This window comes from Allobosea sp. Root381 (genome assembly GCF_001429395.1).
Lineage (GTDB): Bacteria > Pseudomonadota > Alphaproteobacteria > Rhizobiales > Beijerinckiaceae > Allobosea.
In genome coordinates this window covers 201,456-228,011 of record NZ_LMJT01000023.1, presented here as the reverse complement: position 1 = coordinate 228,011, position 26,556 = coordinate 201,456, and the positions used below count along the sequence as shown (strand labels likewise).

The following is a 26,556-nucleotide window of genomic DNA, read 5'->3' as shown; positions in this document are numbered from 1 at the left end:
GCCATGTTCGATGCCGAAATCCGCGCGGCCGCCGTAGACGTGCTGACAATCGGCGGCGAGCGCGGCCTGACGGTCGCGACCGTCGAATCCTGCACCGGCGGCCTCGTCAGCGGCGCGCTGACGGCGATTGCGGGATCGTCCAGCGTGGTGCTCGGCGGCCTCGTCACCTATTCCAACGAGGCCAAGACCGCGCTGGCCGGCGTGCCGAAGGCCTTGCTCGACGCCCATGGCGCCGTCAGCGAACCCGTGGCCCGCGCCATGGCCGAGGGCGGGCGCCAAAAGCTCGGCGCCGATCTGGCGGTGTCGATCACCGGGGTGGCCGGGCCGGGCGGCGGCAGCGAGGCCAAGCCGGTCGGGCTCGTCCATTTCGCCTGCGCCGGGCCTTCCGGCACGCTGCATCGCGAGAAGCGCTTCGGCGACCCGGGTCGCGACGAGATTCGCCGCCTCAGCGTTCTGGAAGCGCTCGACCTGCTACGGCACGCCGCGCTGGCGCCGGTTTAAGGCGTCGGCCCGAAAGGCGACGCGCGGTTTTCCGGAAAAGCCGATGCATGCTGCTCAGCGCGGCAGCAGATTGGTGCGCGCGAGATCGACGACCTCGTCGCCGCGTCCGGTCATGACCGCGCGCAGCATCCAGAGCCCGAAGCCTTTGGCCTGTTCGAGTTCGATCGTCGGCGGCATCGACAGTTCCTGCGTCGCGGTGACGACGTCGAGGACGGCAGGCCCGTCATGCGCAAGCACCCGCCGGATCGCGTCCGGAAGATCGCCCGGGTCCTCGACCCGCACCCCCAAAATGCCCATGGCACTGGCCATCGCGGCGAAATCGGGGTTCTGAAGGTTCGTGCCCAGCTCGACGAAGCCGGCAGCCTTCATTTCCAGAGCGACGAAACCGAGAACGCCATTGTTGAAGATCACGGTTTTCACCGGCAGCTTCTCCTGCGTCAGCGTGATCAGGTCACCCATCAGCATGGTGAAGCCGCCATCGCCGGAGAGCGAAACGACCTGCCGTCCGGGCTGCGCGGCCTGGATGCCGATCGCCTGCGGCAGCGCATTGGCCATCGAGCCGTGGACGAGCGAGCCGACGAGGCGACGCCTGCCATTCATCGCCAGATAGCGCGCAGCCCAGATCGTCGGCGTGCCGACATCGAAGGTGAACGCTGCATCCTCGGTCGCGAGATCGCTGACCAGCTTGGCGAGGTATTGCGGATGGATCGGCTTGCGGCCCGGCGTGCCCTTGGCGAGCGCGTCGAGCCCCTGCCGCGATTGCACATGCCGTTCGAGGCAGTCATCGAGATGCGACCTGTCCGACTTCACCGCCAGGCGTGGCAGCAGCGCGTCGATCGTGGCTCGCACGTCGCCCACGATGCCCAGATCGAGCTTGCATCGCCGGCCAAGATTGGCTGGCCGGATATCGACCTGAGCAATGCGGATGCCCGTCGGCAGGAATTGCTTGTAGGGGAAATCCGTCCCGAGCATCAGCAGCGTGTCGCAGGCATGCATGGCCTCGTAGCCAGAGGCAAAGCCGATGAATCCTGTCATGCCGACATCGTAGGGATTGTCGTACTCGACGTATTCCTTGCCGCCGAGGGCATGGACGATCGGGCTCTTGAGCGCCTCCGCCAATGCCATGAGTTGCCCATGCGCCCCCGCGCAGCCGCGTCCGCAGAACAAGGTGACACGCTGGGCCTCGTTGAGAAATTCCGACAGTGCGCCGAGTTCGGTCTCTGCCGGCGTCACCACAGGCACAGGCGGAAGCAGCCCCTTCAAGGGTGAGACCTCGCGCTGCGGGGCCGGGCTGAGGCCGACATTGCCGGGAACGACGATGACCGCGACGCCGCGCTGGCCGACGGCCGCCCGGATCGCATTCTCCAGGACGTAGGGCATCTGCTGCGGGTCGGAGACGAGCTCGCAATAGACGCTGCATTCCTGAAAGAGGTTCTGCGGGTGTGTCTCCTGGAAATAGCCGCCACCGATCTCCGCCGAGGGAATCTGAGCGGCAATGGCAAGCACCGGCGTGCGGCTGCGCTGGGCATCGTAGAGGCCGTTGATCAGGTGGAGATTGCCCGGCCCGCAGGATCCGGCGCAGACGGCGAGCTTGCCGGTGATCTGCGCCTCGCCGGCGGCGGCGAAGGCCGCCACCTCCTCGTGCCTGACATGCACCCAACGGATCGTGCCCGTTTTCCGCAACGCCTCGGTCAGGCCGTTAAGGCTGTCGCCGACCACGCCGTAGATGCGTTCCACGCCGGCGTGCCCGAGGGTCTCGACAATGAGTTCGGCGACGTTTCTGGACATGGCGGCCTCGCTACAAGGGGACTGACGCGAATTCTTCCGGCGGCGGATGATGACGATGACGTATCCATGATGCCGCCTTCAAGCCCGGCAGGCTGCAGCATCATGGTAATACCCGAAGCGGACAAGCGCGTTCGGCAAGGCCTTCAATCAGCATCTTCACCGGCCGCCAGATAGTCGAAGACCACCTCGCCGAGACCCAGCGTCAGGTCGGCGACATAGTGGCTGGCCGAAACGACCTCGCGGACCGGCAGCCGCGCCACGTCGCACATCGCGTGCTCGAAGAGCTGCAGGGCAGCCGGGCCGGACCAGGCGCCCTTCAGGGTCATGTCCTGCATGTAATAACGCACCAACTCGCAGATGCGCGGCGAGCCGTCGACATGCGGGATGATCTTGATCATGAAGGCAGGCTTGGCCATCGCTTTGGCCAGCGGCGCCAGATCGAGCTCACGATGCTTGTAGCCCATGGTGGCGGTGACGCAGAGGACGGAGCCGTAATGCAGGGTGCCGACGAGGGTCTCCTGCTCATGCGTCAACTTCGGCGTCGCCAGCTTCTTCGGAAAGCCCCAGATCTCGCGCCCACCGGCAATGGGTGAATTGTCGTCGAGATACATGGCGTGCACGTAGCCACCCTCCTGCACCTCGCCCGAAGTGGTGGTGAAGCGCACCGGGATGACCTGCCCGGTCTCGGTGTAGTCGCCGAATCCGGTGGAATCCGGCATGCGGATGAATTCATAGGCCACCGTATCGCCGATGACCTCCAGTGGCTCCGGAACCAGCGCCCGCAACCGCTCAGGGTCGGTCCGGTAATTGATGACGACGAATTCGCGGTTGTAGAACTTGTAGGGCGGCCTCGGATAGGCGGGATTGTTCAACGGCATCGCGAAAGCATTGGCCCGCACATCGGCGATCTTCATGAGCCTGTGTCCTCGTTGTTCGGCAGCTGTCGGGAGTATGTCGAGAGAGGGCGACCGGCCGCTACGGGCGGCTCCGCTGCACCAGTTCCGCCAGGTCGAACGTGGCGACGCCATCGGGAGCATCCGCCGGCTGCAGCACCTCGGGATGGCTCAGGGTCAGGGAGGCATCCGCGTAGCCCGATGCCCAGTGCTCCTCCATGGTCGCGCGTGAGAACTCGTAATCCTTGGAGGCGCCTTCATAGCTCTTCGAGCGGTAGATCAGATGGACGATGTTGTAGATCTTCTCGTCGGCCTCGGCGATCAGGCCGAGAATATCGGGATCGGCGGCGACGAGCGCCGATTTCGGGACATGTTTGATGAGATGGCCCAGCGCCCGCCTAAGGCTCTGGCTCTTCCGGAACTGGTCGGTCGCTGCGCGGGTCCGACTCGAGAAGCGAATGTCTTTCAGGCGCGAATCCTGGCCCGCCAGATCGTGGGGAAATGCGCCCTTCGCACTCCAGAGATCGACCTGGAAAGCCAGCGTGTCCTGACGGGGTCGGCTTTCCAGCACCCATTGCAGAGGGGTGTTCGAAACCAGCCCGCCATCCCAGTAGTGCTCGCCATCGATTTCGACCGCCGGGAAGCCCGGCGGCAGGGCGCCGCTGGCCATCACATGCTCCGGAGCGATGATGTGCGTCGTCGTGTCGAAATAGGCGAAATTTCCGGTCCTCACATTCACGGCCCCGACGCTGAAGCGCATTGGGCCGGCGTTGATGCGATCGAAGTCGACCAGCCGTTCGAGCGTCGCCCTGAGGGGGCGGACATCGTAGAAGCTTTCGGCGGATGGGGTGCCCGGCAGCGACAGGAAGGGCGGAACGAGGCGCGGGCTGAAGAAGTCGGGCGCGCCGCCCATCAGCGTGGCGAAGGCCTGCGTCTGGTTGAGCCAGCCATGGGCGAGATCGTTGCTCACGGGAACTGCGCCGATCATCGACGAGATCATGGCGGGGAGCCCCGGAGGTGGCGCGGTCACCGCTTCCCAGAAGGTCCGCAGCGCTTCCACCCGCTTCTCGGGCGGATTGCCGGCGATCAGGGCGGAGTTGATCGCGCCGATCGAAATGCCCGCCACCCAGTCGGGATGCAGGCCGGCCTCTGCCAGCGCCTGATAGACCCCGGCCTGATACGATCCGAGTGCTCCCCCGCCCTGCAGCAACAGCGCGATCCGTTCGAATGGCGGACGGTTGGTCATGGGAAACACCCTGTCGGTGAGAGGAGATGATAGGCTACCCTGTGGCGGAACTCTCAGGCCTGTAACCGTCCGCCACCCCCGTCAAAGACAGCTAAGGCCATCGACCGCCAAAAAGACATCGCTCATGACAGGGATCATGCCGCGGCGGCTGGCGGCGGAGCAAGATCGAGCGCGCCTTGACCGGATACGCGCGATCAAGACATCAGGGCATCGGCCCGAAAAGTGGCGTGCGGTTTTCGGAAAAAGCCGATGCGAGATCAAAGCCCTGGATCATCGGGCCGAATACGATCTTCGGTCCGATGATCTAGGGCCTGCGGGCCTTCAACGCCGCATCGGCCACGCCCAGCTCATTAAAATCTATGGCGCGTCACCATTCATCGTAGAGTTCCGGAGCCCTCCGAGGGATCCTGCGGCAAGCCGAATGTCGCTGCGTTTCCGAGGAAAATCGTACCGCGAGAGCGGGTTATCCCTCTGGCGCGGGTGCGCCCTGGCTCGTCAGAGCAACGAGCCAAGCAGGCTGCGGGCGCGACCGAGCCGATCCGGATCGCTCGCGCCGAGATTGTCGCGGAACTTCGCCAGGATGAAGCGCGGATCGACCGGGCGCTCGATCGCCCCGAGATTGACCTCGACGCGATGGCCAAGGCGCCGGCCGTCATGGCAGGTGACGCTGACCTCGCCGGAATAGACACGCGGAAAGTCCATGCCGGCATCGCCGCGGCAGACGACGCGTCGCGCGAGGTCGAGGGTGGCCGGATCCGCCAACGTCTCCGGATCGAGCTGCCCCAGGCCAAAGCGGCGCGCGACAAGCGCGCGCGCGACGAGGAAAGGCAGGGCGAACTGCGCCTCGCTGACGCTGGCCGGGGCGGCTTTCGCCGCAAACGGCTCCGCCAGCTTGGGCAGGACGGGCGGCGGCACGAGGACCTCGACCGATGCGATGTCCGACGGGCTCAACTCATGCGACGCGGCGAGATGGATCGCGGCCTCGATGCAGCCATGGCTGTAGAAGGCGGCCGGGTACGGCTTCACCGCGACGACCAGCGTCTCCCAATCCCGGCCGAGATTGCGGAGCTTCGCGTCGACCCTGTCGGCATCGGGCAAGCCGCGCGCAAAACTCTCGAACAGCCCGTGGCGCCCCGTCAGCGGTAGCCGGGCTCCCGCGAGACCTTCTGCTGCGAGCAACGCGGCGGTCAGCCCGCTCTGGGCTGCCCAGCCGGCGTGCAGGCTCTTGCCGATGCCGCCGCCCTGAAGGAACTGCATAGACCCCGACGCCGTCGACAGCGCGATCCCGATAGCGGAGAGCAGCCGCGCCCTGTCGAGGCCGAGCAGGCGCCCGGCGGCGATGGCGGCGGCAAAGCAGCCGATCACGCCAGTGGGATGGAAGCCGCTGGCCTGGAACCGTCCGGGCGCGAGCGCTCCGAGCCGGGCCGAAACCTCGACGCCGGCAATATAGGCGGCGAGCAATTCGTCGTCCGAGGCGCCGACATGCTCCGCCACCGCCAACGCCGCCGGCAGGGCCGTGGCGGTGGGATGCAGCACCGCTTCCATATGGGTGTCGTCGAATTCGATCGCATGGATCAGCACGCCGTTGAGGAAGGCGGCATCACGCATCGACCAGAGGTCGGATCGGCCGATGACGCGATGCGTTCCGCTCGCCGCGCCGGCCCGGATCGCCGCGGCGTAGGGGCGGTCCATCCCGCGCGCCACCGCCGCCAGCGCGACGCCGGCGCCGTCGAGAATGAGCAGCCTGGCGCGTTCGATCACCGGCTGCGGGATCGCCTCCGGCGTCAGCGCCAGTGCGAAATCGACCAGCGCGTCTGCGATGCTGTCGTTCCCGGATGACATCCTGCAGGCTCCGTTACGCGCCGCCGCTCATTCCTGGCGCAGGCGGGGGTCGGTCGCGTCGCGCAGCCCGTCGCCGATCATGTTGAGCGCGATCATCACGGCGAGAATGGCGAGGCTCGGCATCACGACGAGCCAGGGCGAATCGAGCATGTTCTCGAAGCCGTCGCGGATCATGCCGCCCCAGGTCGGCGTCGGCGGACGCACGCCCAGCCCGATAAAGCTCAGCGAGGCCTCGGTGCGCACCGCCGTCGCGAGCCAGAGCGTGCCGAGCACCACGACCTCGTCGGCGATGTTCGGCAGGATGTAGCGCAGCATGATGCGCCAGTCGGACATGCCGAAGGAGCGTGCCGCATCGACGAATTCGCGGTTACGGATCGAGAGCGTCGGCGCGCGGGCGATACGGGCGAAGGGCGCAACCGCCGTGAAGGCGATGGCAACGATCAGGTTCACCAGCGTCGGACCCAGCACCGCGACGACGAGCAGGCCCATGACGAGGCTGGGAAAGGAGAGCAGCACATCCATCACCGCCATGATGACGCGGTCGGTGCGGCCGCCGAAATAGCCGGCGATGACACCGAGCAGCCCGCCGACCACCATCGCCAGCAGTATCGAGGTGAAGGCGACGAAGAGCGAGACCCGTGCCCCCCAGATCACGCGCGAGAGCGTGTCGCGGCCGAAGGTATCGTTGCCGAACCAGTGCTCGGCCGAGGGCGCGGCGAGGTTCAGGATGATGTTCTGCTCGTTCGGATCGTAGGGCGAAATCCACGGCGCGAACACTGCGCACAAGATCATCGCGAAGAGGACGACGAGGCCGAAGCTCGCGGCCTTCTGCTTGCGGGCGAAGTGGCCTAGACGGCGCGGGAGCGACGGGCGTGTGGCGACGGTGGCGGCGTTCATTGGTTGCGCACCCTCGGGTCGATCAGGCCATAGGTCAGGTCGGTGATGATGTTGGCGAGCACGATGAACAGCGCATAGATCACCAGCATCGCCTGGAGCGTCGGGTAGTCGCGCTGGTTGAGCGCGGTGACGATCAGCTTGCCGAGGCCGGGACGGTTGAAGACGATCTCGGTCAGCACGGAGTTGCCGATCATCACGCCGAGATAGAGCCCGACCACGGTGACGATCGGCAGCAGCGCATTGCCGAGCGCGTGCACCCGCAGAACCTGGCCCGGCGCAGCGCCCTTGGCCTGGGCGGTGCGAATGTAATCCTGCCCGATCACGGAGAGCATGCTCGAGCGTGTGACGCGCGTGATGTAGGCGACCATGATCAAGCCGAGATTGAGCGCGGGCAGCACCAGCGCCCGCAGCCGCTGGACGGGATCGTCATAGGCGGCCTCGCCGATCACCGGGAAGAGCGGGATGGTGATCGCGAAGGCGAGCAGCAGCAGGATCGCCGAGATGAAGGCCGGGAAGGACAGGCCCAGCAGCGAGAAGAAGCGGACGACATAGTCGGCGGCGCCATTGCGATAGCGCGCCGAGAGCACGCCGAGCGGCACGCCGAAGACCACGCCGATCAGCATCGCGGCCGCGGTCAGCTCGATCGTGTAGGGCAGCACCCGCCAGACTTCGTTCAGCACCGGCTGGTTGCTGATCATCGAGCGGCCGAGATCGCCCTGCATCACCGACCAGAGGAACTCGACATACTGCAGATGCAGCGGCTTGTTCAGGCCTAGCTGCTCGCGCAGGGCCGCCAAGGCCTCCGCGCTCGCGGACTCGCCGAGGATCACATAAGCCGGATCGCCCGGCGCGATCCGCACGATGAAGAAGACGACCGTGAGCACGCCGAGCAGCGACGGGATCGCGAACAGCAGACGCTTCAGCGTGTAGCTCAGCATGGCTTGCCGCCATGGATGCCGGGGCAGCCGGCAAGGATCGCTGCAATCGTGGACATATCTCACCGCTCGCTGGAGAGCCCGAACGCTAGCGGTCCGATGATGTCATCGTCAATATGAAAATTTCACTTGTGTGATGCGATCAGGAATGCCAGCTTTTCTGCTCCGAGGGGCGATGGCTGGACGATGAACAAACCCGCGAGTTTCGAAGCGCGCAGCGTGGCCGATCTCTGGCTCGGCCAGCAGATCCGGCAGGCACGCAAGCGGCTGGGCATGCCGATCGCGAGCCTTGCCAAGCAGTGCGAGCTTTCCGTCGGGCTGATCAGCCAGATCGAGCGCGGCCTGAGCTCGCCCTCTGTGCGGGTGCTGCGGCTGATCGCCGATGCGCTGCAGGTGCCATCGGAGACGCTGCTGAAATTCGGCGAGGCTCCGGCGGCCGACGAGAAGGGCGTGGTCGCCCGCGCCGGCAGCCACCCTTCCCTCAACGCGCCTGAAAAGGGCATCGAGAAGGTGATCGTGACGCCCCAGCCGTCGGCCGGGATCAATGTCTACCGCGCCTTCATCGAGCCAGGCGGCTCGACCGGCGAAGAACTCTTCACGATCGAGCGCGGCGAGCAGGTCGGCCTCGTGTTGCAGGGCCAGCTCGAACTCTGGCTCGACGACAAGGCCTTCTTCCTGAATCCCGGCGACAGCTTCCGCTACCACAGCAAGGTGCCGCATCGCTGGCGCAATCCCGGCTCCGCACGAGCCGAGGTCATCTGGGTGGTGGCCGCCGTGCCGCTCGGCGAATGACGCTTGCAGGACATTTACAGCCCGACAATCAACAACAGGGGACACCACCGATGACTCTACGTTCCTCCCTCGCCGCGCTCGGTCTCGCCACGGCGCTGGCCGGTCTGCCGCTTTCGCAGGCCCTCGCGAACGGCCCTACCCTCAATGTCGGCATGGCCGCCTCCGATCTCGGCACGCTGGATCCGCATCGCGGCGCGGCGACCCAGGAAAAGATCGTGCTGGCCTGGATGTTCAACGGGCTGGTGCGCCTGAAGCCCGGCTCGGTCAGCCTCGACTCGATCGAGCCCGACCTGGCAGAGAGCTGGACCATCTCCGACGACAAGAAGACCTGGACTTTCAAGCTGCGCCAGGGCGTCAAGTTCCACGGCGATTTCGGCGAGATGACCGCCGACGACGTGGTATTCTCGCTCAAGCGCGCCGCCGATCCGAAGCAATCGGTCTTCTCGGCCGATTTCGCCAACATCGACACGGTCGAGGCGGTCGATCCTCAGACTGTAAAGATCACGCTGAAGAACCCTTCGGCCTCGTTGCTCTATGCGCTGGTCGATTTCCAGGGCGGCTACATCGTCAGCAAGAAGGCTGTCGAAGAGTACGGCGCCGACTTCAAGCTGAAGGCGGTCGGCACCGGCCCCTTCGCCTTCTCCGACTACAAGGCCAGCCAGTCGGTCACCCTCACGGCACATGAGGGCTATTTCCGCGGCACGCCGAAGATCGGCCAGATCGTCTATCGCTACATCCGCTCTGATGCGAGCCGCGACCTCGCCTACACCTCCGGCGAGATCGACCTCGTCTATGGCCGCCAGGACCAGAAATGGGCCGAGCGCATGCAGACGGTGAAGGACACGGTCCTCGACGTCATCGAGCCGGCCTATCAGGGCGCCGCCTATCTCAACATGTCGCAGAAGCCTCTGGACGACCTGCGCGTGCGCCAGGCCATCGCCCATGCGATCGACGTCAAGCAGGTCGTCGCCTACAAGGGCGCCCTCGTCTCGAACCCGCCGAAGACCATCTTCCCGGCCGCGACGCTGGGGGCGGATCTCGACGCCAAGCTGCCGGCCTATGATCCCGAGAAGGCCAAGGCGCTGCTGAAGGAGGCCGGCTTCGAGAAGGGCCTGAAGCTCAGGGTCATCGCCAGCCAGAACATCACCAGCCTCGGCCCGGCGCAGATCGTACAGGCCCAGCTCAAGAAGGTCGGCATCGAGATCGAAATGGATGTGGTCGAACACGCGACCTACCACCAGCAGATCCGCCAGAACCTCAGCGCCATCGTCGTCTATGGCGCGGCGCGCTTCCCGGTGGCCGGCAACTACCTAAAGGAGTTCTATCACTCCCGCAGCACGGTCGGCACGCCGACGGCCGTGACCAACTTCTCCCATTGCAATGCGGGCGACGCCGATATCGACGCCGCCGCCAACGAGGTCGACCAGGCGCGCCAGATCGCGCTCTGGAAGGCGGCGCAGGAGAAGATCGTGGCGCAGCTCTGCGCCGTGCCGCTCTTCGAGCAGAAGCTGATCTGGGGCCGCCGCAAGGGGCTGGACTACGGCTACAAGCTCGACGGCTCGCTCTCCTACGGCCCGCTCATCACCGAGCAGACCACGCTGACGAAGTAAGCCGCATGCGCAGCCCCCTCACCTCGCTCGAAGGCCGCAGCTTCGACATCGTCGTCGTGGGTGGTGGCATCAACGGTGCGGCCACCGCCCAGGCGGCCGCGGCCGAAGGCTACAGCGTCGCCTTGTTCGAGAAAGGCGATTTCGGCTCGGGCGCCACCGCGCGCTCGAGCCGGCTGCTGCATTGCGGGCTGCGCTACCTCGTGCCCGGCGGGCCACTGACCACCTTCCTGCGCCATCCCGATCGCCTCCTGAAAGCCGTCATGACGGTGCGCCGGTCGATGGCGGCGCGCAGCGACTTCGTGAAGACGCAACCGGAGCGGGTAAAGCCGATCCGGATGCACTATCCGATCTATGCCGACGGCCCCTATGCGCCTTGGCAGGTCGACAGCGCCTTCCTGCTGCTGCGCAGCCTCGGCGAAGGGGGCGTTCCGCTCGATTACGAGCGGGTTTCGGCCGCGCAGGCCCGCGCCGAACAGCCCTTCATTCCGTGGCTGCGCGACCAGGAGAAGCTGCGCGCAGTCGCTTGCTATACCGAATACCAGATCGACTGGCCCGAGCGGGTCGCGATCGACATGATGCTCGATCTCGAGCGCCTCGGCGGCTTCGCCCGCAACTATTCGCCCGTCATCGGGCTCGCCCGCGACACGGCTGGCTGGAACGTCACCGTGGCGGATGCCGAGACCGGCGAGAAGGCGCAGATTCGAGCCGCCGTCGTGCTCAACCTCGCCGGCGTCTGGGTCGATCGCGTCAATGCGCTGATGCCGCAGCCTGTGTCGCGGAAGATCACCGGCACCAAGGGCGCGCATATCGTGCTGCGCCTGCCGCCGGAGTGCCGCGGTCATGGTGTCGCCGGCGTCAACCGGGTCGGGCGCCCGTTCTACTGCATGCCTTGGCGCGACCTGCATTTCTTCGGGCCGACCGAGACGCTCTACGAGGGTGATCCGGACAACGTCTTCGTCGACGATGCGGATCTCGATTTCCTGCTGGCCGAGAGCAGCCACCTGCTGCCCGGCTTTGCCATCCGGCACAGCGACATCGTCTCGACCTGGGCCGGCATCCGGCCTCTAACCTTCGCGGCAGACCAGCCCATGGGCGCCCGCGCGCGCATGATCGGAGATGCGGCGAGCGAAGGCGCACCCGGGTTGGTGACGCTGTCGAACGGCTCGCTCGGCGCGCATCGCGCCACCGGCCGGGACGTGCTTGCGGCCGCAGCGCGCCATGTCCGGCCGTCGCATCCGCCCGCCCCGCTGTCACGCACCATGGCGCCTGCGCCCGACCGGCAGAACAGCCCGCGTCTCGACCCGGAGCACCCGGTGACCCGTGCCGACATCGTCGAGGCCGTGACCCGCGAACAGGCCCGCAATCTCGGCGATGTCCTGTCGCGCCGCACCGGCCTCGCCTGGTCGGGCGATCTCGGCCTCGCGGCGGCCCGCCCGGTCGCCCAGGCGATGGCGCCGCTGCTCGGCTGGGACGAGGCGCGCATCGCAAGCGAGGTCGCGGCCTATGAGGAAAGCATGGCCCATCTTCATGGCGTGCCGCCAGTCGCGCTGGCTCCCTCGGAGCCCGTGACGGGCTGACGCATGCCATGGTCATGGAGACGGATGTCGCGATCCTGGGCGCCGGCCTCGTCGGCGCCTCTGCCGCCCTCGCCATACGCCGCCGCGGCCTATCCGTCGCGCTGATCGAGCGCGACTATGGCGGCTCGCGCGCCAGCGGCGTGAATTTCGGCGGCGTGCGACGGCAGGGTCGCTCTGTGGCGCAGCTTCATCTTTCGGCGCGCGCGCATCCGGTCTGGACCGATCTTGAGCGCCATATCGGCATCGACGGCGAGTTCGTGCCTTCGGGCCATCTCAAGCTCGCCCGCAGCGCGGCCGACCTCGTCTCGCTCGCGGCGTATGCCCAGCGCGTCGAGGCCTTCGGGCTCGGACTCCAGATCCTCGAAGGTCCGGCGTTCCGCGCCCGCTTCCCCGATTTCGGCCCGGAGATCATCGGCGGTTCGCTCTGTCCCGGCGACGGCCACGCAAATCCGCGGCTCGTCGCGGCCGGCTATGCCACTGCTGCACGCATGGCGGGCGCGGAGCTCATCGAGCAATGCCGTATCTCGCAGTTCGCTCATTCCGGCAGCCGCTTTCGCCTGCACGCCGATGACGGGCGCGAGATCCGCGCCCCGGTCATGATCAACGCCGCAGGCGCATGGGGCAGCGAGGTCGCCGCCGCCTTCGACGACACGCTGCCGATGCGCATAGACTATCCGACCATTCTCGTCACCGAGCCCCTGCCGCCGCTGCTCTCGGTCAGCCTCGGCATCGAGGGCGGCGGCTTCTACGGCCGGCAGGTCGAACGCGGCAATCTCGTGATGGGTGGCGGTTTCGGCCACGACGGCGGCAATGACACGGCCAGGCCGGATGGCGAGGCGCTCGCGCGCATCGGCAGCCGTGGAGCCGCGATCCTGCCGGCGATGCGCGGTGCCCAGATCATTCGCGTCTGGGCCGGCATCGAGGGCTATACGCCAGACAAGAGCCCCTTCATCGGGGAGAGCTCGACGCTGCCCGGCCTCTTCCACGCCTTCGGCTTCAGCGGCGGCGGCTTCCAGATCGCCCCGGCCGTCGGGTTGATTCTCGCCGAGCTCGTCTGCGACGGCGCAAGCCCGACTCCACTCGACGCCTTCCGCCCCGACCGTTTCGCCAACACCGCCTTACCATGACGCAAAGGACCGATCCGTGAGCCTCGTCATCATTCGCAAATCCGCACCTGCCGAAATCTGGATCCAGGCACTGGCGGAGCGGGCGCCCGAACTCATCGTTCATGTCTGGCCGGAGACCGGCCCGGTCGACGAGGTGGAATACGTGCTGAGCTGGGCAGCGGACCCCGGCGTGATCGCCGGCTTCCCCAATCTGAAGGCGATCTTCTCGCTGGGCGCCGGCGTCGATCACGTCCTGAGCGATGCGACGGTGCCGTCCGATCTGCCCGTGATCCGCATGATCGACGAGTCGCTGACACGCCGGATGGTCCAGTACGTCGTCCATGCGGTGCTGAGCCGTCATCGCCGCGTCGAGGAGATGCGCGCCAACCAGGCGCAGGGGCTGTGGAAGCGCCCGGCCTTCCCCGATCTGCGCGTCGGCATCATGGGGCTAGGCGAGATCGGTCGCGCCTGCGCGCAGCAATGCCTGGCGCTCGGCTATCAGGTCAGCGGCTGGAGCCGGCGCGGCGAGCCGCTCGCCGGCGTCGAGGTCCATGGCGGCGAACAGGGCCTGCCGATGTTCCTCTCGCGCAGCGACGTGCTGGTCTGCCTGCTGCCGCAGACGCGTGAGACCGCCGGCATCCTCAGCCGCGACACGCTCGGTCAGCTGCCCAAGGGGGCCTATCTCGTCAATGCCGGGCGCGGCGAGCATCTGGTCGATGACGACCTTCTGGCCCTGATCGCCGAAGGCCACCTCTCCGGCGCCATGCTCGACGCCTTTCGCAAGGAGCCGCTGCCCTCGGATAATCCGTTCTGGACCGCGCCCGGAGTGACGGTCACGCCGCATATCGCCGGCTGGACCGAGCCGTCTACCGCCGCGCGGCATGTCGTCGAGGCGATCGCCGCCCTTCGCGCCGGCCAGCAGCCGCGCGGCGTCGTCCATCGCGCGCGCGGCTACTGAGGCGATGCCGGGCGACCCGATGGCGCTAGTAGACGTCGGCCTGGTAGCGCCCCGTTTTCCGAAGCAAGGCGACATAGGCAACGGCGTCCTCGCTGGAACGGCCGCCATGTTCTGCGATGACATCGACCAGCGCCCGTTCGACGTCCTTGGCCATGCGCCTGGCATCGCCGCAGACATAGAAATGCGCACCCTGTTCCAGCCATGCCCAGAGCTCGTTTCCGCGCTCGCGCATACGGTCCTGCACGTAGACCTTCTCCCCGGCATCGCGTGACCAGGCGAGCGTAAGGTTGCTGAGGAAGCCTGCGTCCTTCATCGCCTGCAGCTCCTCCTCGTAGAAGAAGTCGCTGGCGCGGCGCTGATGGCCGAAGAAGAGCCAGTTTTTGCCCGGCGCCTTCGTCGCTCTTCGATCGTGCAGGAAGGCGCGGAACGGGGCTATGCCGGTGCCGGGGCCGCACATGATGACCGGCGTCTCCGGTTTTTCCGGCAAGCCGAAGCCATGCGCGCGCTGGACATAGACCTTGACCTTGTCGCCGGGGTTGACGCGCTCGGCGAGATAAGTCGAGGCAACCCCCCAGCGTAGGCGCGAGCCGATCCTGTAGCGCACCGTGTCCACCGTCAGCGAGATCCGGCCGGGCATGGCATTGCAGGAAGACGAGATCGAATAGAGCCGTGGCTGCAGCTCGTCGAGCGCCTCGACGAAGGCCTCGGGCGAGAGCCGCGCACCGCCGAACTTGTGCAACGCGCCGAGCACGTCGAGCCGGTCGAGATCGCCATCCGGGTCCTCGCCCGCCGCGAGACGCTTGGCTTTCTGGCGTGTCTCCCCGCCCGTGACATAGGAGATGAGCTGGAACAGTGCATCCGGTGCCGGGCCGAGCGCGCGGTCGGCGAGCAGCGCCTCCCGCAGGGACTTGCCGCCAACATCGGCGTCGGGCCGCGCACCCAGCAGGGCGACGACGGCATCGACGAGGCGGGTATCGTTCTGCGCGACGATACCGAAGGCATCGCCGACGACATAGTCGAGCCCGCTTTCCGTCAGGTCGAACTCGACATGGTAGGTTTCCTTTTCCGAGCCCTCGCCGTTCAGTTTCCTACGCGAGAGGAAGGTGGCCAGCGCCGGATTCTCGCGCGACCGGCCGGCGGGGCCAGCCGGTGCAGGTGCCGTAACTTCGGGCGTTGCAGCCGCCGGCGCACTGCCGGCCTCCTCCGTCAGCGTCTTCAGCATGCGCAGCGTGTCCTTGCCGCCCGGCGCGCAAAGATTGAGCCTCGCTTCCCCGCCCTCGGCGATCGCGGCCGAATAGGTCTCGCAGACATAGCCACACTGGCCGCAATCCTGCTGCGCCATGGCGGCGAAGAGCTTTCGCTTCAGCGGCTTCCCCTCGGCGAGTCTCATGCGCTCGCCGATGTCCATCGCCGGATCGTGCCAGGGCGCGCCATCATCAGCCTCGCCCAGCATCGCGGCGCTTTCGGCGGGGGAGAGAGCGGTGACGCCGGCATTGTCGAGCGAGAGCAGCCCCGCGAAGAAGCCGTTGAGCCAGGAGCGCTGCTCCTCGCTGAAGGGCGCCGCCTCCGGCAGAACCTGGACGAGCGGGTTCGCGGTCTGGACGGTCATGCGGCCTCTCCGATGGCGTCGACCAAAGCCTTCAGCTCCGTGATCTCGTGCCGGCGGGCAAAGGCGGCGAACGTCTCCTCGGGGCTGTCGCGATGCGTCTGCCAGGTGCGCAGGATGGTCTCGACGAGCGCAGGCGCATCCTCCGCCTTCACATTGGCCTGGAAGTCCCGCGCCATCCCCCCGTCGACGCCGTAGCCGCCGCCGACCAGGAGATGATAGCCCGGCACGGTGTCGCCCTCCTCGTTGACCGGAACCTTGGCGCCGATCAGCCCGACATCGCCGATGTAATGCTGTGCGCAGGAGTGGTGGCAGCCTGTCAGGTGGATGTTGACCGGCGTCTCCAGCGTGAGCCGCCCGTCGCAATGGGCGGCAATGGCGAGCGCGTCTTCCTTGGTATGGGCCGCGGCGAACTTGCAGCCCGTCGCACCGGTGCAGGCGACCAGACCGGCACTCAGTACCGATGTCCGGGCCGAGAGGCCGCAAGCCTCCAGATTGGCCAGAACGTCGTCGACCTTTGCGTCGGGCACGCCGGAAACGAGCAGGTTCTGCCAGACGGTGAGGCGGATGTCGCCGTCGCCGCATTGGTTGGCGATCGCGGCCAGAACCCGCATCTGCGCGACCGTGAGCTTGCCGACCGGCAGCGCGACGCCGACCCAGTTCAGGCCCGGCTGCACCTGGGCATGCACGCCGATATGGGCAAGCCGGTCATAGCTTGGGCGCGGCTTGACGAAGGCTCCCTCGACGCGGACCAGCCGACGGCCGAGCTTCTCCTCGACGGCTGCGAGGAACTTATCGAAGCCCCAGGCGTCGAGCACGTATTTGAGCCGGGCCTTGCTGCGGCTGGTGCGGTCGCCGTTGGCGCTGAAGACGCGGACGATCGCATCGGCGACAGCGACCGCATCGCTCGGCGCGACGACGATCCCGGTGTCGCGGGCAAGGTCGCGGTGCCCTGTGATGCCGCCGAGCGCGAGCCGGTACCAGATGCCGGGCTCTATCGCAGCCCCTTCGAACGAAGCCCCCTCGCCGATCTCGACCGCCTGAAAGCCAATGTCGTTGGTATCCTCCAGGGTCGCGATCGAGCCGGCGCCGTCGAAGGCGACGTTGAACTTGCGCGGCAGGCCATAAAGCGAGCGGTCGTTGAGGATGTGGTGGTGCCAGGCCCGTGCGTGTGGCCGCGTGTCGAGCAGCTCGAGCGGGTCGATGCCGGCCGCGGCCGAGCCGGTGACGTTGCGGATGTTGTCGGCGCCGGAGCCCTTCGCGGTGAGGCCGAGATCGGCGAGGCCTTCGAGCAGGAGCGGCGCATTCTCGGCCGTGATCTCGCGGACCTGCAGGTTGGCGCGGGTGGTGACGTGGCTGTAGCCGCCAGCATACCGCTCGGCGAGATCGGCGACGCCCTCGAACTGCCAGGCCTTGAGGATGCCGTTCGGTATGCGCAGCCGGCACATGTAGCTGTCCTGCGCCGGGGCGACATAGAACAGGCCGTGATAGCGCCAGCGGAAATTGTCCTCGGGCTTGGGATAGATGCCCGATGAAGCCTGCTCCTTGAAGCGGGCATAGGCATCGAATGGGTGCTCCGCCTGCTTCCATTTCTCCTGGTCGACCAGCTTGCCGCCGCTGGCGACGGTACGCGCCTGCGCCTCGGCATGCTCCTTGTCCGGGCCGGAGGGCGCGGCGCTGCCATTGCCGCCGGGGTTGCCGAGCGGGCCCAGGCCGCGCGCGGCGCGAGCCGACTGCAGGCCGCTCATGAAGCCTTCCAGGTAGCGCTTCTGGTCGGGGGTGAAATCGCTGCTCATTGCCGCGCCCGCATCACGCTGCCTCGACGAAGCGGTGCCGCTCGTAGAGGAATTTCAGGACGGCTTCGCGCGCCGCGATATAGCTGCGGTCGGAGACCAGTTCGAGGCGCTTGCGCGGGCGCGCCAGTTTGAGATCCAGAACCTCGCCGATGCGGGCGGAGGGGCCATTGGTCATCATCACGATGCGGTCGGAGAGCAGCACCGCCTCGTCGACGTCATGGGTGATCATGATCATGGTGTTGCCCAGCGCGGCGTGGATCTGCATCACCGAGTCCTGCAGATGCGCACGGGTCAGCGCGTCGAGCGCTCCGAAAGGCTCGTCCAGCAGCAGGATTTTCGGTTCCATCGCGAGGCCGCGGGCGATGCCGACGCGCTGCTTCATGCCGCCCGATATCTCCGCGGGGCGCTTGTCCTTGGCGTGGCCCATCTGGACGAGGTCGAGGTTGTGCATGATCCAGTCATGCCGCTCGGCGCGCGACTTCGACCGGCCGAAAACCTTGTTCACGGCGAGCGCCACATTGTCGTAGACGGAGAGCCATGGCAGCAGCGAATGGTTCTGGAAGACCACGGCGCGGTCCGGCCCCGGCGAATTGACCTCCTTGCCCTCGAGCAGGATGCCGCCGGTGGTGGCTGGGGTGAGCCCCGCGATGATGTTGAGCAGGGTCGACTTGCCGCAGCCGGAATGGCCGATGATCGAGACGAATTCGCCCTTGTCGATCACGAGGCTGATGTCCTTGAGCACCTCCGTGCTCGCGCTGCCGCGCCGGAAGCGCTTGTCGACATGATCGATCTTGAGATAGCCCATCGCTCGCTCCTCAGCCTTGCGCCGTGCCACGGGTGACGACGCTGCCGATACCGGCGACGAGACGGTCGAGCACGAAGCCGACCACGCCGATATAGACGAGCGCCACGATGATGTCGGAGAGGCGCGAGGAGTTCCACGCGTCCCAGATGAAGAAGCCGATGCCGACGCCGCCGGTCAGCATCTCGGCCGCGACGATGGCGAGCCAGGACAGCCCGACGCCGATCCGAAGCCCCGTGAAGATGTAGGGTGCCGCGGAGGGCACCATGATCTTGAAGAAGAACTCGATCTGGTTGAGCCGCAGCACCTTGGCGACGTTGCGATAATCCTGCGGGATGTTGCGGATGCCGACCGCCGTGTTGATGATCACCGGCCAGATCGCGGTGATGAAGATCACGAAGATCGCCGAGGGCTGGCTGTCGCGGAAGGCGGCCAGCGAAAGCGGCAGCCAGGCCAGCGGCGGCACGGTGCGCAGCACCTGGAAGACCGGATCCAGCCCCCGCATCGCCCAGACCGACTGGCCGATCAGCGCACCGAGCAGGACGCCGACCACCGCCGCGAGGCTGAAGCCGATGGCGACGCGCTGGAGGGAGACCAGGATGCGCCAGCCGAGCCCGATATCCTGCGAGCCCGCCCAATAGAACGGTTCGACGATGAGGTCCTTCGCCTCTTCCCAGATTCTGGTTGGCGGCGGCAGCGACGACTGCGGCCCCGAGGCCGCGATCTGCCAGAACAGCAGGATCAGCGCGACCGTGATCAACGGCGGAACGACGTTCTGCAGCACCGGCTTCAGCCAGGCCGAGAGCAGCGCCGGAAGCGACTTGGCCTCCGCCTGCGGCAGGCTGACGACTTGCGCGGTCGCGGCCGGCAGTGCGACGACCTTCGCCTGGGCCTCCTTCAAGGCGGCCTGACCCATCCCGTTATTCCTTTCGATGGTTTCGATGCTGGTGATGCTCATGCCGCGGTCTCCTGGCGGGAGCCCAGTCCGATGCGCCGGATCTCCGGTAGGCAGGAACCGCAATTCGTGCCGGCCCTGAGCTGTCGGCCGATATCGTCGGTGCTGACCGCCTGGCCCGAGGCGAAGGCGGCGCGAATGGCGTTCAGGCCCACCCCGAAGCAGGCGCAAACCACCGGCCCTGCATCGGTCGCGCCGTCGAGCCGGTACCCTGCCAGCAGGGCGAGCCGGTTCTCGGGAGCGAAGTCGGGATCGGCGAAGGCGCGTTTGACGGTGTCCCAAAGCGGCGCTCGTTCGGCCGGACCGAAGAACAGCGCCGCGACCAGCTTGCCACCCTGCGTCGCGGCACAGCGATAGATGCCGCCTTCGCAGTCGATCATCTCGACCAGCCCGTCCTCGCCGAAGACTGTGCGGCAATGCGCCATCAGATGCTCGGCCGAGGCATTGCTCGCAAAGAGCTTGCCGTGCCCGCCCTCGACGGCCACGGAAGCCCACCAGCTCTCGACGGGAAGCGCGACCGCAGCGCGCGAGAGCACGAAGCCGCGCGACGCATATGCGACCGGGAGGATGCGCGAGGGCGTCGCCTTCATCTCGGGCTGGCCGGAATAGGGATCGCAGAGCGGCTGCACCGCCGCACCGATGCGAGCATGCGAGGCCGTCTCGCCCGACCAGTGGATCGGAGCGAAGAGAGCGCCCTCCTGGATGCCGGGATCGAGCGCGACCTTCAGCACGACCGCGCCATGGCCGTTCTCGACGCGGGCGAAACTGCCCTCGCTCAGGCCGTAACGGGTGGCGTCGGCCGGATTCACATAGACCGAGGGCTCGCTGACATGGGCGCCGAGCCTGGGGCTCAGGCCTGTACGGGTCATCGTGTGCCATTGGTCGCGGACGCGCCCGGTGTTGAGCAGCAGCGGAAACGTCTCGCTGACGGCCGCAGCGAGCGCCGGGATCGCCAGCGGCATCAAGGCCGCGCGGCGGTCCGCCGTGTAAAAGCCGCCATCGGCGAAAAGGCGCGGCGTGCCGAGCGGCCGCCCCGCCGGGACTGGCCATTGCACCGGACCCAGCGCGTCATATGCGGCGGGGCCGAGTGTGGAATGGCCGCCGATGTCGAAATCGCGGCTGCCCTCGTTCTCAAAGGCCGAGAGCGTGGCATGCTCGGCATAGATGTCGGCCGGGCCGGAATAGTCGAAGGCGGTGGTGAAGCCGAGACGCTTGGCGACCTCGCAGACGATCCACCAATCCGGCTTCACCTCGCCGGGCAGCGGCAGGAAGGCGCGCTGGCGCGAGATGCGGCGCTCGGAATTGGTGACCGTGCCGTCCTTCTCGCCCCAGGCTGCGGCTGGCAGGATGAAGTCCGGCTCACCTCGCAGCGTGTCGTTGGAGAGGACGTTCTCGGAAACGACGAAGAGGTCGAGCCTTTTCAATGCCGCCAGGACCTGATCGGCGCGCGGCAGCGACACGGCCGGGTTGGTCGCCATCACCCAGAGCGCGCGGATGGTCCTGCCGGCCACGGCATCGAGCATCGCGACCGCCTTCAGGCCCTCTTGCCTGGCCATGTTCGGTGCCTGCCAGAACCGCCCGACGCGGTCGATCTCGGCCGGCGAGTAGCCCATATGGGCGGCCAGCATGTTGGCGAGGCCACCGACCTCGCGCCCGCCCATGGCGTTGGGTTGGCCCGTCAGGGAGAAAGGCCCACCGCCGGGCCGGCCGATGCGGCCGGTAGCGAGATGGCAGTGCAGGATAGACGCGACCTTGTCCGTCCCCTGGGCCGACTGGTTTACGCCCTGGCTCCAGGCCGTGACCACGGCTGGCGTCGAGGCCCACAGCACGTAGAAGGCGGCTATAGCGGGCATGCTCAGGCCAGTGCGGATGGCGACGGTAGCAAGGTCCGGCGCTATGGCACGCGCATTGGCCAGCGTCTCCTCGAAGCCTGCCGTGTGGTTGGCGAGATAGCTCGCGTCGATCAGGTCGCGCTCGGCGAGGTCGACGAGCAGGCCGGCGAAGAGCGTGCTGTCCGAGCCCGGCTTCAGGGCCAAGACAAGATCGGCATCCTCGGCGGTCGCGGTGACGCGCGGGTCGATGACCACGACCTTGGCGCCACGCTCGGCCCGATTCTGCTGGATGCGGCGGAACAGGATCGGATGGCACCATGCAGTATTGGAGCCGACCAGCACGATCAGGTCGGCGCAGTCCAGATCCTCATAGCTCCCCGGCACTGTATCGGAACCGAAGACGCGGCGCTGGCCGGCGACGGTCGAGGACATGCAGAGCCGCGAATTGGTGTCGACATGGGCTGAGCCGATGAAGCCCTTCATCAGCTTGTTGGCGACGTAATAGTCCTCGGTCAGGAGCTGGCCGGAAAGGTAGAAGGCGACGGCGCCCGGGCCGTGCTCGCGGATCGTGCCTCTCAAACCCGCCGCGACCGCATTGAGCGCCACATCCCACGACACGCGGTCATAACCCCCTGCCGCGTTGCGCTTCATCGGATGGAGAACGCGGTTTCCCAAGCCCAGAGTCTCGCCGAGAGCCGAACCTTTCGAGCACAGGCGGCCGAGATTGGCAGGATGCGTCGGATCGCCCGCGATCGCCGCGCCACCTGCGCCGTCCGGCTTCGCCAGCACGCCGCAGCCCACCCCGCAATAGGGGCAGGTCGTGCGGACGGTGCCGGCGAGTGGGGAGTCGTGGCGCATGGTCAGGCGGCCTCCCTGACGCAATAGGCCTCGCCGAACGGCAGATCGGCGCGAATCGCGGTGATGTCCTGGCCGGAGCGGATCAGGCCGAGATAGAAAAGCGCCCCGCTCGTCTCACCGACGAGGATGCAGCCAGCGAGACGCCCCTCGCGCAGCACGAACTTTCGGTAGATGCCAGCGGCGCGATCGCGCAGTACGACGATTTCGTTCCCCGCGCCGGGCTCGAAATCGCCGGCTGAGAAGACACCGACGCCGGAAACCTTGAGGTTGGTCGAAAGCAACGAACCGACATAGCTCGCCTCCTTGCCGGCGAGCCGGGCAGCGAGCACGCGCGCCTGCTCATACGCGGGCTCGACCAACCCGTAGACCTGGCCGCGGTGCTCGGCGCATTCGCCGATGGCGAAGATCGAGGGATCGTCGCTCGCCATGCCGTCATCGACCAGGACACCGCGGTTGACCGCGACGCCGGCCGCCTTGGCGAGCCCGGCATTCGGGCGCACGCCCATGGCAATGACGACGAGATCGGCCGGCACCACGGAACGATCCGCGAGCTCGACGCCCTCGACCTTGCCGTTGCCGACGAAGCCCGTGGTCGCGGCGTTGAGCCGGATCGTGATGTTGCGCCTGCCCATCTCCGCAGCGAGCAGCGCCGCGCCTTCGGCGTCGACCTGGCGCTCCATCAGCCGGTCGACGAGATGCAGCACGGTGACCTTGCCGCCGGCCTTTGCGAGGCCATAGGCCGCCTCAAGCCCGAGCAGGCCGCCGCCGATCACCACGATCCTCGAACCGCGCTCGGCATGGGCGCGCAGCAGGTCGACATCGGCCGTATCGCGAAAGGTGGCGACGCCGGGGAGATCAATGCCGGGGAAAGGCGGCTTTAGAGGGCTCGAGCCGGTCGCAAGGATGAGCTTGGCGTAGGGCAGGCTCAGCCCGTCCTCCAACGTGATCGTCTTCGCCGCGCGGTCGATAGCGGAGACGGCGCGGCCATAGAGCGTCGAGACGCCGCGTGCCTGCCACCACGCGGCGGGCTTCAGCTCGATATCGGGCACGGCGATTTCGCCGGCGAGCAGCGGCGAGAGCAGCACGCGGTTATAGGCGAGCCTTGGCTCGGCGCCAATCACCGCGATGGAGTAACGCCCGAGGGCGCGCTGGCTGAGCTCGTCGACCAGCCGCGTCGCCGCCATTCCCTTTCCGACAATGATCAGCGGCTCGGCCATGGCTCAGGCGACCCGCTTGATCTTGAGGGCCTTGAGGTAGTCCAGCGGCGCGGCCGGGTCGAACTTCACGCCGTCGAAGAAGGTCTCGACGCCGCGGGAGTCGGCCGTCGGCGCGTTTGTGACGCCGAGCGTCTTGGCGGCCTCCCGCCAGAGGTCGGCGCGGTTGGTCTTGTCGACCAGCGCCTTGATGTCGATCGTCGGCTCGAACTTGCCCCAGCGGATGTTCTCGGTAACGAACCAGGTATCGAGCGACTTCCAGGGATAGGAGGATGAACCGCCCTCGCCCCAGAACTTCATCTGGAGATCGGTGCCCTTCGCCTCGCGGCCGTTGCCATAGTTGATGTCGCCGAGCAGGCGCTTGTTGATGTCGCCCACAGGCACGTTGAACCACTGCCGCCTGCCGACGATCTCGGCAAGCTCCTGGCGGTTCTCCCGCTTGTCGGCCCATGCCTGAGCTTCCATCACGGCCATCAGGATGGCCTGCGTCGCCTTGGGATTGGCATCGACGAAGTCGGCCCGCATGCCGAGGATCTTCTCGGGATGGCGTGACCAGAGTTCGCCCGTCGTCAGCGCGGTGTAGCCGATGTTCTGGTTGACGAGCTGCTCGTTCCAGGGCTCGCCGACACAGAAGCAGTCCATGTTGCCGACCTTCATGTTCGCCACCATCTGCGGCGGCGGCACGACGATGACCTTGATATCGGTGTCGGGATCGATTCCGCCGGCGGCAAGCCAATAGCGGATCCAGAGATCGTGGGTGCCGCCCGGGAAGGTCATGGCGGCGGTCAGTTCCTTGCCGGCGGCCTTCTTGCGTTCGAAGGCCTGCTTCAGCGGCGAGGCGTCCTTCTGGACGTTGAGGTCCTTGTACTCGTTCGAGACCGAGATCGCCTGCCCGTCCTCGTTGAGGTTGAGCAGCGTATACATCGGCAGAGGCTGGCTGTTCTGCATCACCTTGCCGGTGGTGTAGAGATGCGTCTTGGGTCGCAGGATGTGGCCGCCGTCGATGCCGTTGGCCTTGAAGCCGAGCGCCATGTTGTCGCGCGTCGCGCCCCAGCTCGCCTGCTTGGCAATATCCATGTCGGGCAGGCCATGCTTGGCGTAGAAGCCCTTCTCCTTGGCGATGATCAGCGGCGAGGCGTCCGTCAGTGCGATGTAGCCGAGGCGCGTGCCCTTGACCTCGGGGCCGGCGCCTTGCGCGAAGGCGCCGGAGGGCAAGGCAGCCTTCGCCGCGGCAAGCAGCGCAGCCGCACCGGACAATTGCAGGAGGTGTCGGCGGCTGGCAGCGGCCGGCGCGGATGCGGCCACCTTGATCCCGGTCTTGGAGGTATGCGTCATCGATCGCCTCTCGGTTACTGAAAAGCCACTCGCCTGGACCCAGACCCGAACGCAAAAAACGCCACGCGAAAGACGCCTTGGCAGGCGCATTCGACAGCGGCGTTGCTGTATCGTCCGGATCGGGGAGCACGCGGGCAGCGTTGGCCGCGTCACGGAATGCCTTACAAGGACTGTGCCAATCGCTTCGGGCGCGCGCCTTGCCTTGAATTGCAACAGATTACGAGTTGGAGACGATCCGACGGTGAGCGCAATCATCTTGCTGCAGTGCGCAATCTCGGCGCAGATGCCTAGTTTTTAATCTCCGCTTCGCTTGCGGCGAGAATGCCCTCGAAAGAGGCGGGCAGGAAAACGCCACGGGCGATGTCGCGCATAAGCGCGGTCGTGACGATCTGGCCGGCGCGTTCCATGCCGGCCAGCACCCAGTCGGCATCATCAGGGTCGGGGCGCAGGGCCTCCCGGTCGAACCGGATAAACCGCTCGATCGATCGAGGCGGCCGATCGGCGCCCTGGATCAGATCACCATGCAGGATGCGCTCGATGAGCCCTGCCGGGAGCGCCAGGCGGTCCGGCGCGGAGAGGTGATGCGCCATGCGCGAAAAATTCTCCGGACGGCAGGCCCAGGCGCTGGCCTTCAGGATCGCGGCGCCAAGCTTGGAGACGGCGGCCGGGCGCTTCTGCACATCGTCGGCCCGCCAGGCCAGGACCTTGTCATGGCAGTTGCGGCGCAGGTCGACGCTGGCATGGACCATTGCGCCGACGCCAGCCGCGACGGCGGCCGAATTCCAAGGCGCCCCCGCGCAGAAGCCGTCGATTCGCCCGCTGGCGAGCGCCTCGACAGTCTGGGGAGGCGGTACCACCTCGAACCGGATGTCCTCTCCGAGCTTGAGCCCCCCTTTCTCCAGCCATTCGGCAAGCATGTAGATATGCATCGAGAAGCCGAACACCGCGGCGAAGGTCAGCGGCGGCAGGCCGGCAGCCCTGCGGCGCGCGACCATGGCGGCAAGCGCGCGGCACGAGACCGCGGTATCGGCCAGGTCTCCCTCGGCCAGTCGCGACAGCTCCTCGAAGCGCCGCAGCGAGACGGTGATCGCGGCGCCATCCCGGTTGAGCGCCAGTGGCGCCGCCACGGGGGCTTTGACGCCGCCTATGCCCAGCGTCGCAGCGATGGCGGCCGGGCCGAGCATATGGGCGGCGTCGAACAGGCGCACGTTCAGCTTGTCGCGCAGGTTCGACCATGAAACCTCGCGAACCAGCTCCAGATCGAGCCCTTCGGCTTCGGCGAAGCCCTCGTCCTTTGCCAGCACGACCAGCGCGCAATCGACCAGCGGCATGAAGCCGACCCGCAGGTGCAGCGTCGTCATTCGAGCATCTCCGCGGCGGTGATGAGAGAGCGGGCGATGTCGACGAGCTTGCGCTTCTCGTTCATCGCCGTACGGCGCATCAATGCGTAGGCCTCGTCTTCGGAGAGACCTTTCAGCCGCATGACAATGCCCTTGGCGCGGTCGATCGTCTTGCGGTCCTCAAGCTGCGAGCGGGCCTCGTCGAGTTCCTCGCGCAGCTTCCGGAAGGCATTGAAGCGGCTGATGCAGGTCTGCAGGATCGCCTTCATCCTCTCCTTCTTCAGCCCGTCGACGATGTAGGCGGAGACACCCGCCTCGACCGCGGCCTCGATCGAGGCCGAGTCCGACTGGTCGACGAACATGGTGATCGGCCGGCGGACATGCCTGCTGACGAGGAACATGTCGGCCAGCGCGTCGCGACTGGGATCCTCGAGGTCGATCACCACGACGTCAGGGTCATGGGCCTCGATGGCGGCAACCAGGCCCGTCGTCGCGGAGACGCGGATCAGCTGCTGGTAGCCGGCCTCCCGCAGGCCTTCCTCGATGATCGCCGCCCGAACCTGGTTCGCGTCGACGATGAGGATCCGCAGATTTGGCACCATGCCGGTCAAGCGCTTTCCCGTGTGGGGTTGAGGAGCGCTAATTCACGAAGCGTGCCAAAGCGCGAACGACT

General features: G+C 67.0%; 21 protein-coding genes. 6 read left to right on the top strand and 15 right to left on the bottom strand.

Annotation, left to right across the window (positions count from 1 at the left end; translation table 11 throughout):
- Positions 1-3: 3 nt before the first annotated feature.
- Positions 4-501 (top strand): nicotinamide-nucleotide amidohydrolase family protein, encoded by a 498-nt coding sequence (locus ASE63_RS18245; protein WP_056804410.1) that lies wholly within the window; start codon positions 4-6, stop codon positions 499-501.
- Between the two features lie 54 nt (positions 502-555).
- On the opposite strand, the gene poxB is transcribed toward ASE63_RS18245, so the two are convergent.
- The 6 genes from poxB to ASE63_RS18215 all read right to left on the bottom strand — a co-directional run bounded on the left by poxB (position 556) and on the right by ASE63_RS18215 (position 8,105).
- Positions 556-2,289 (bottom strand): ubiquinone-dependent pyruvate dehydrogenase, encoded by a 1,734-nt coding sequence (gene poxB / locus ASE63_RS18240; RefSeq protein WP_056804407.1) that lies wholly within the window; start codon positions 2,287-2,289, stop codon positions 556-558.
- 143 nt (positions 2,290-2,432) lie between these two features.
- Entirely contained in the window at positions 2,433-3,203 is a 771-nt protein-coding gene (locus ASE63_RS18235; RefSeq protein ID WP_056804404.1) for an acetoacetate decarboxylase, read from the bottom strand.
- Between the two features lie 61 nt (positions 3,204-3,264).
- Positions 3,265-4,428, bottom strand: a complete 1,164-nt coding sequence (locus ASE63_RS18230) for a patatin-like phospholipase family protein (protein WP_056804402.1) — start codon at positions 4,426-4,428, stop codon at positions 3,265-3,267.
- A gap of 495 nt (positions 4,429-4,923) precedes the next feature.
- The gene (locus tag ASE63_RS18225) at positions 4,924-6,270 is read right to left on the bottom strand and encodes an MmgE/PrpD family protein (RefSeq protein WP_056804399.1); all 1,347 of its coding nucleotides are present in this window, start codon (positions 6,268-6,270) and stop codon (positions 4,924-4,926) included.
- A 27-nt stretch (positions 6,271-6,297) separates the two neighbouring features.
- Complete coding sequence (locus tag ASE63_RS18220) at positions 6,298-7,167, bottom strand: ABC transporter permease (RefSeq protein WP_056804396.1); 870 nt, start codon at positions 7,165-7,167, stop codon at positions 6,298-6,300.
- Complete coding sequence (locus ASE63_RS18215; protein ID WP_056804393.1) at positions 7,164-8,105, bottom strand: ABC transporter permease; 942 nt, start codon at positions 8,103-8,105, stop codon at positions 7,164-7,166. Before ASE63_RS18215 ends, ASE63_RS18220 begins: the two co-directional genes overlap by 4 nt.
- Positions 8,106-8,288: 183 nt before the next feature.
- On the opposite strand from ASE63_RS18215, the gene ASE63_RS18210 reads away from it, so the two are divergent.
- Genes ASE63_RS18210 through ASE63_RS18190 form a run of 5 tightly spaced genes read left to right on the top strand, consistent with a single transcriptional unit; the run spans position 8,289 to position 14,145 of the window.
- Entirely contained in the window at positions 8,289-8,894 is a 606-nt protein-coding gene (locus ASE63_RS18210) for a cupin domain-containing protein (RefSeq protein ID WP_056804390.1), read from the top strand.
- A gap of 50 nt (positions 8,895-8,944) precedes the next feature.
- Positions 8,945-10,504, top strand: a complete 1,560-nt coding sequence (locus ASE63_RS18205; RefSeq protein ID WP_056804387.1) for an ABC transporter substrate-binding protein — start codon at positions 8,945-8,947, stop codon at positions 10,502-10,504.
- Positions 10,505-10,509: 5 nt separating this feature from the next.
- Positions 10,510-12,081 carry an FAD-dependent oxidoreductase gene (locus tag ASE63_RS18200; RefSeq protein WP_056804383.1) on the top strand — a complete coding sequence of 524 codons (1,572 nt, stop codon included), beginning with the start codon at positions 10,510-10,512 and terminating at the stop codon, positions 12,079-12,081.
- Between the two features lie 8 nt (positions 12,082-12,089).
- Positions 12,090-13,208, top strand: a complete 1,119-nt coding sequence (locus ASE63_RS18195) for an FAD-dependent oxidoreductase (RefSeq protein ID WP_056804379.1) — start codon at positions 12,090-12,092, stop codon at positions 13,206-13,208.
- Between the two features lie 16 nt (positions 13,209-13,224).
- Complete coding sequence (locus ASE63_RS18190) at positions 13,225-14,145, top strand: glyoxylate/hydroxypyruvate reductase A (RefSeq protein WP_056804375.1); 921 nt, start codon at positions 13,225-13,227, stop codon at positions 14,143-14,145.
- A 25-nt stretch (positions 14,146-14,170) separates the two neighbouring features.
- Here ASE63_RS18190 and ASE63_RS18185 read toward each other — a convergent pair whose 3' ends face one another.
- The 9 genes from ASE63_RS18185 to ASE63_RS18145 all read right to left on the bottom strand — a co-directional run bounded on the left by ASE63_RS18185 (position 14,171) and on the right by ASE63_RS18145 (position 26,485).
- The gene (locus ASE63_RS18185; RefSeq protein WP_056804372.1) at positions 14,171-15,754 is read right to left on the bottom strand and encodes a sulfite reductase subunit alpha; all 1,584 of its coding nucleotides are present in this window, start codon (positions 15,752-15,754) and stop codon (positions 14,171-14,173) included.
- Complete coding sequence (locus tag ASE63_RS18180; protein ID WP_056804369.1) at positions 15,751-17,547, bottom strand: NirA family protein; 1,797 nt, start codon at positions 17,545-17,547, stop codon at positions 15,751-15,753. Before ASE63_RS18180 ends, ASE63_RS18185 begins: the two co-directional genes overlap by 4 nt.
- Before the next feature lie 13 nt (positions 17,548-17,560).
- Positions 17,561-18,352, bottom strand: a complete 792-nt coding sequence (locus tag ASE63_RS18175) for an ABC transporter ATP-binding protein (protein ID WP_056804595.1) — start codon at positions 18,350-18,352, stop codon at positions 17,561-17,563.
- Between the two features lie 10 nt (positions 18,353-18,362).
- On the bottom strand, positions 18,363-19,265 hold the full coding sequence (gene ntrB, locus ASE63_RS18170; protein ID WP_056804591.1) for a nitrate ABC transporter permease: 903 nt from the start codon (positions 19,263-19,265) through the stop codon (positions 18,363-18,365).
- A 38-nt stretch (positions 19,266-19,303) separates the two neighbouring features.
- Complete coding sequence (locus ASE63_RS18165) at positions 19,304-21,994, bottom strand: molybdopterin-dependent oxidoreductase (RefSeq protein ID WP_056804366.1); 2,691 nt, start codon at positions 21,992-21,994, stop codon at positions 19,304-19,306.
- Positions 21,995-21,996: 2 nt separating this feature from the next.
- Complete coding sequence (locus ASE63_RS18160) at positions 21,997-23,211, bottom strand: FAD-dependent oxidoreductase (protein WP_056804364.1); 1,215 nt, start codon at positions 23,209-23,211, stop codon at positions 21,997-21,999.
- Between the two features lie 3 nt (positions 23,212-23,214).
- Entirely contained in the window at positions 23,215-24,543 is a 1,329-nt protein-coding gene (locus tag ASE63_RS18155; RefSeq protein WP_056804361.1) for a CmpA/NrtA family ABC transporter substrate-binding protein, read from the bottom strand.
- A 287-nt stretch (positions 24,544-24,830) separates the two neighbouring features.
- On the bottom strand, positions 24,831-25,904 hold the full coding sequence (locus tag ASE63_RS18150) for an ABC transporter substrate-binding protein (RefSeq protein WP_056804359.1): 1,074 nt from the start codon (positions 25,902-25,904) through the stop codon (positions 24,831-24,833).
- Positions 25,901-26,485 (bottom strand): ANTAR domain-containing protein, encoded by a 585-nt coding sequence (locus tag ASE63_RS18145; RefSeq protein ID WP_056804587.1) that lies wholly within the window; start codon positions 26,483-26,485, stop codon positions 25,901-25,903. The genes ASE63_RS18150 and ASE63_RS18145 overlap by 4 nt, the downstream gene beginning before the upstream one ends.
- Between the last annotated feature and the right edge of the window lie 71 nt (positions 26,486-26,556).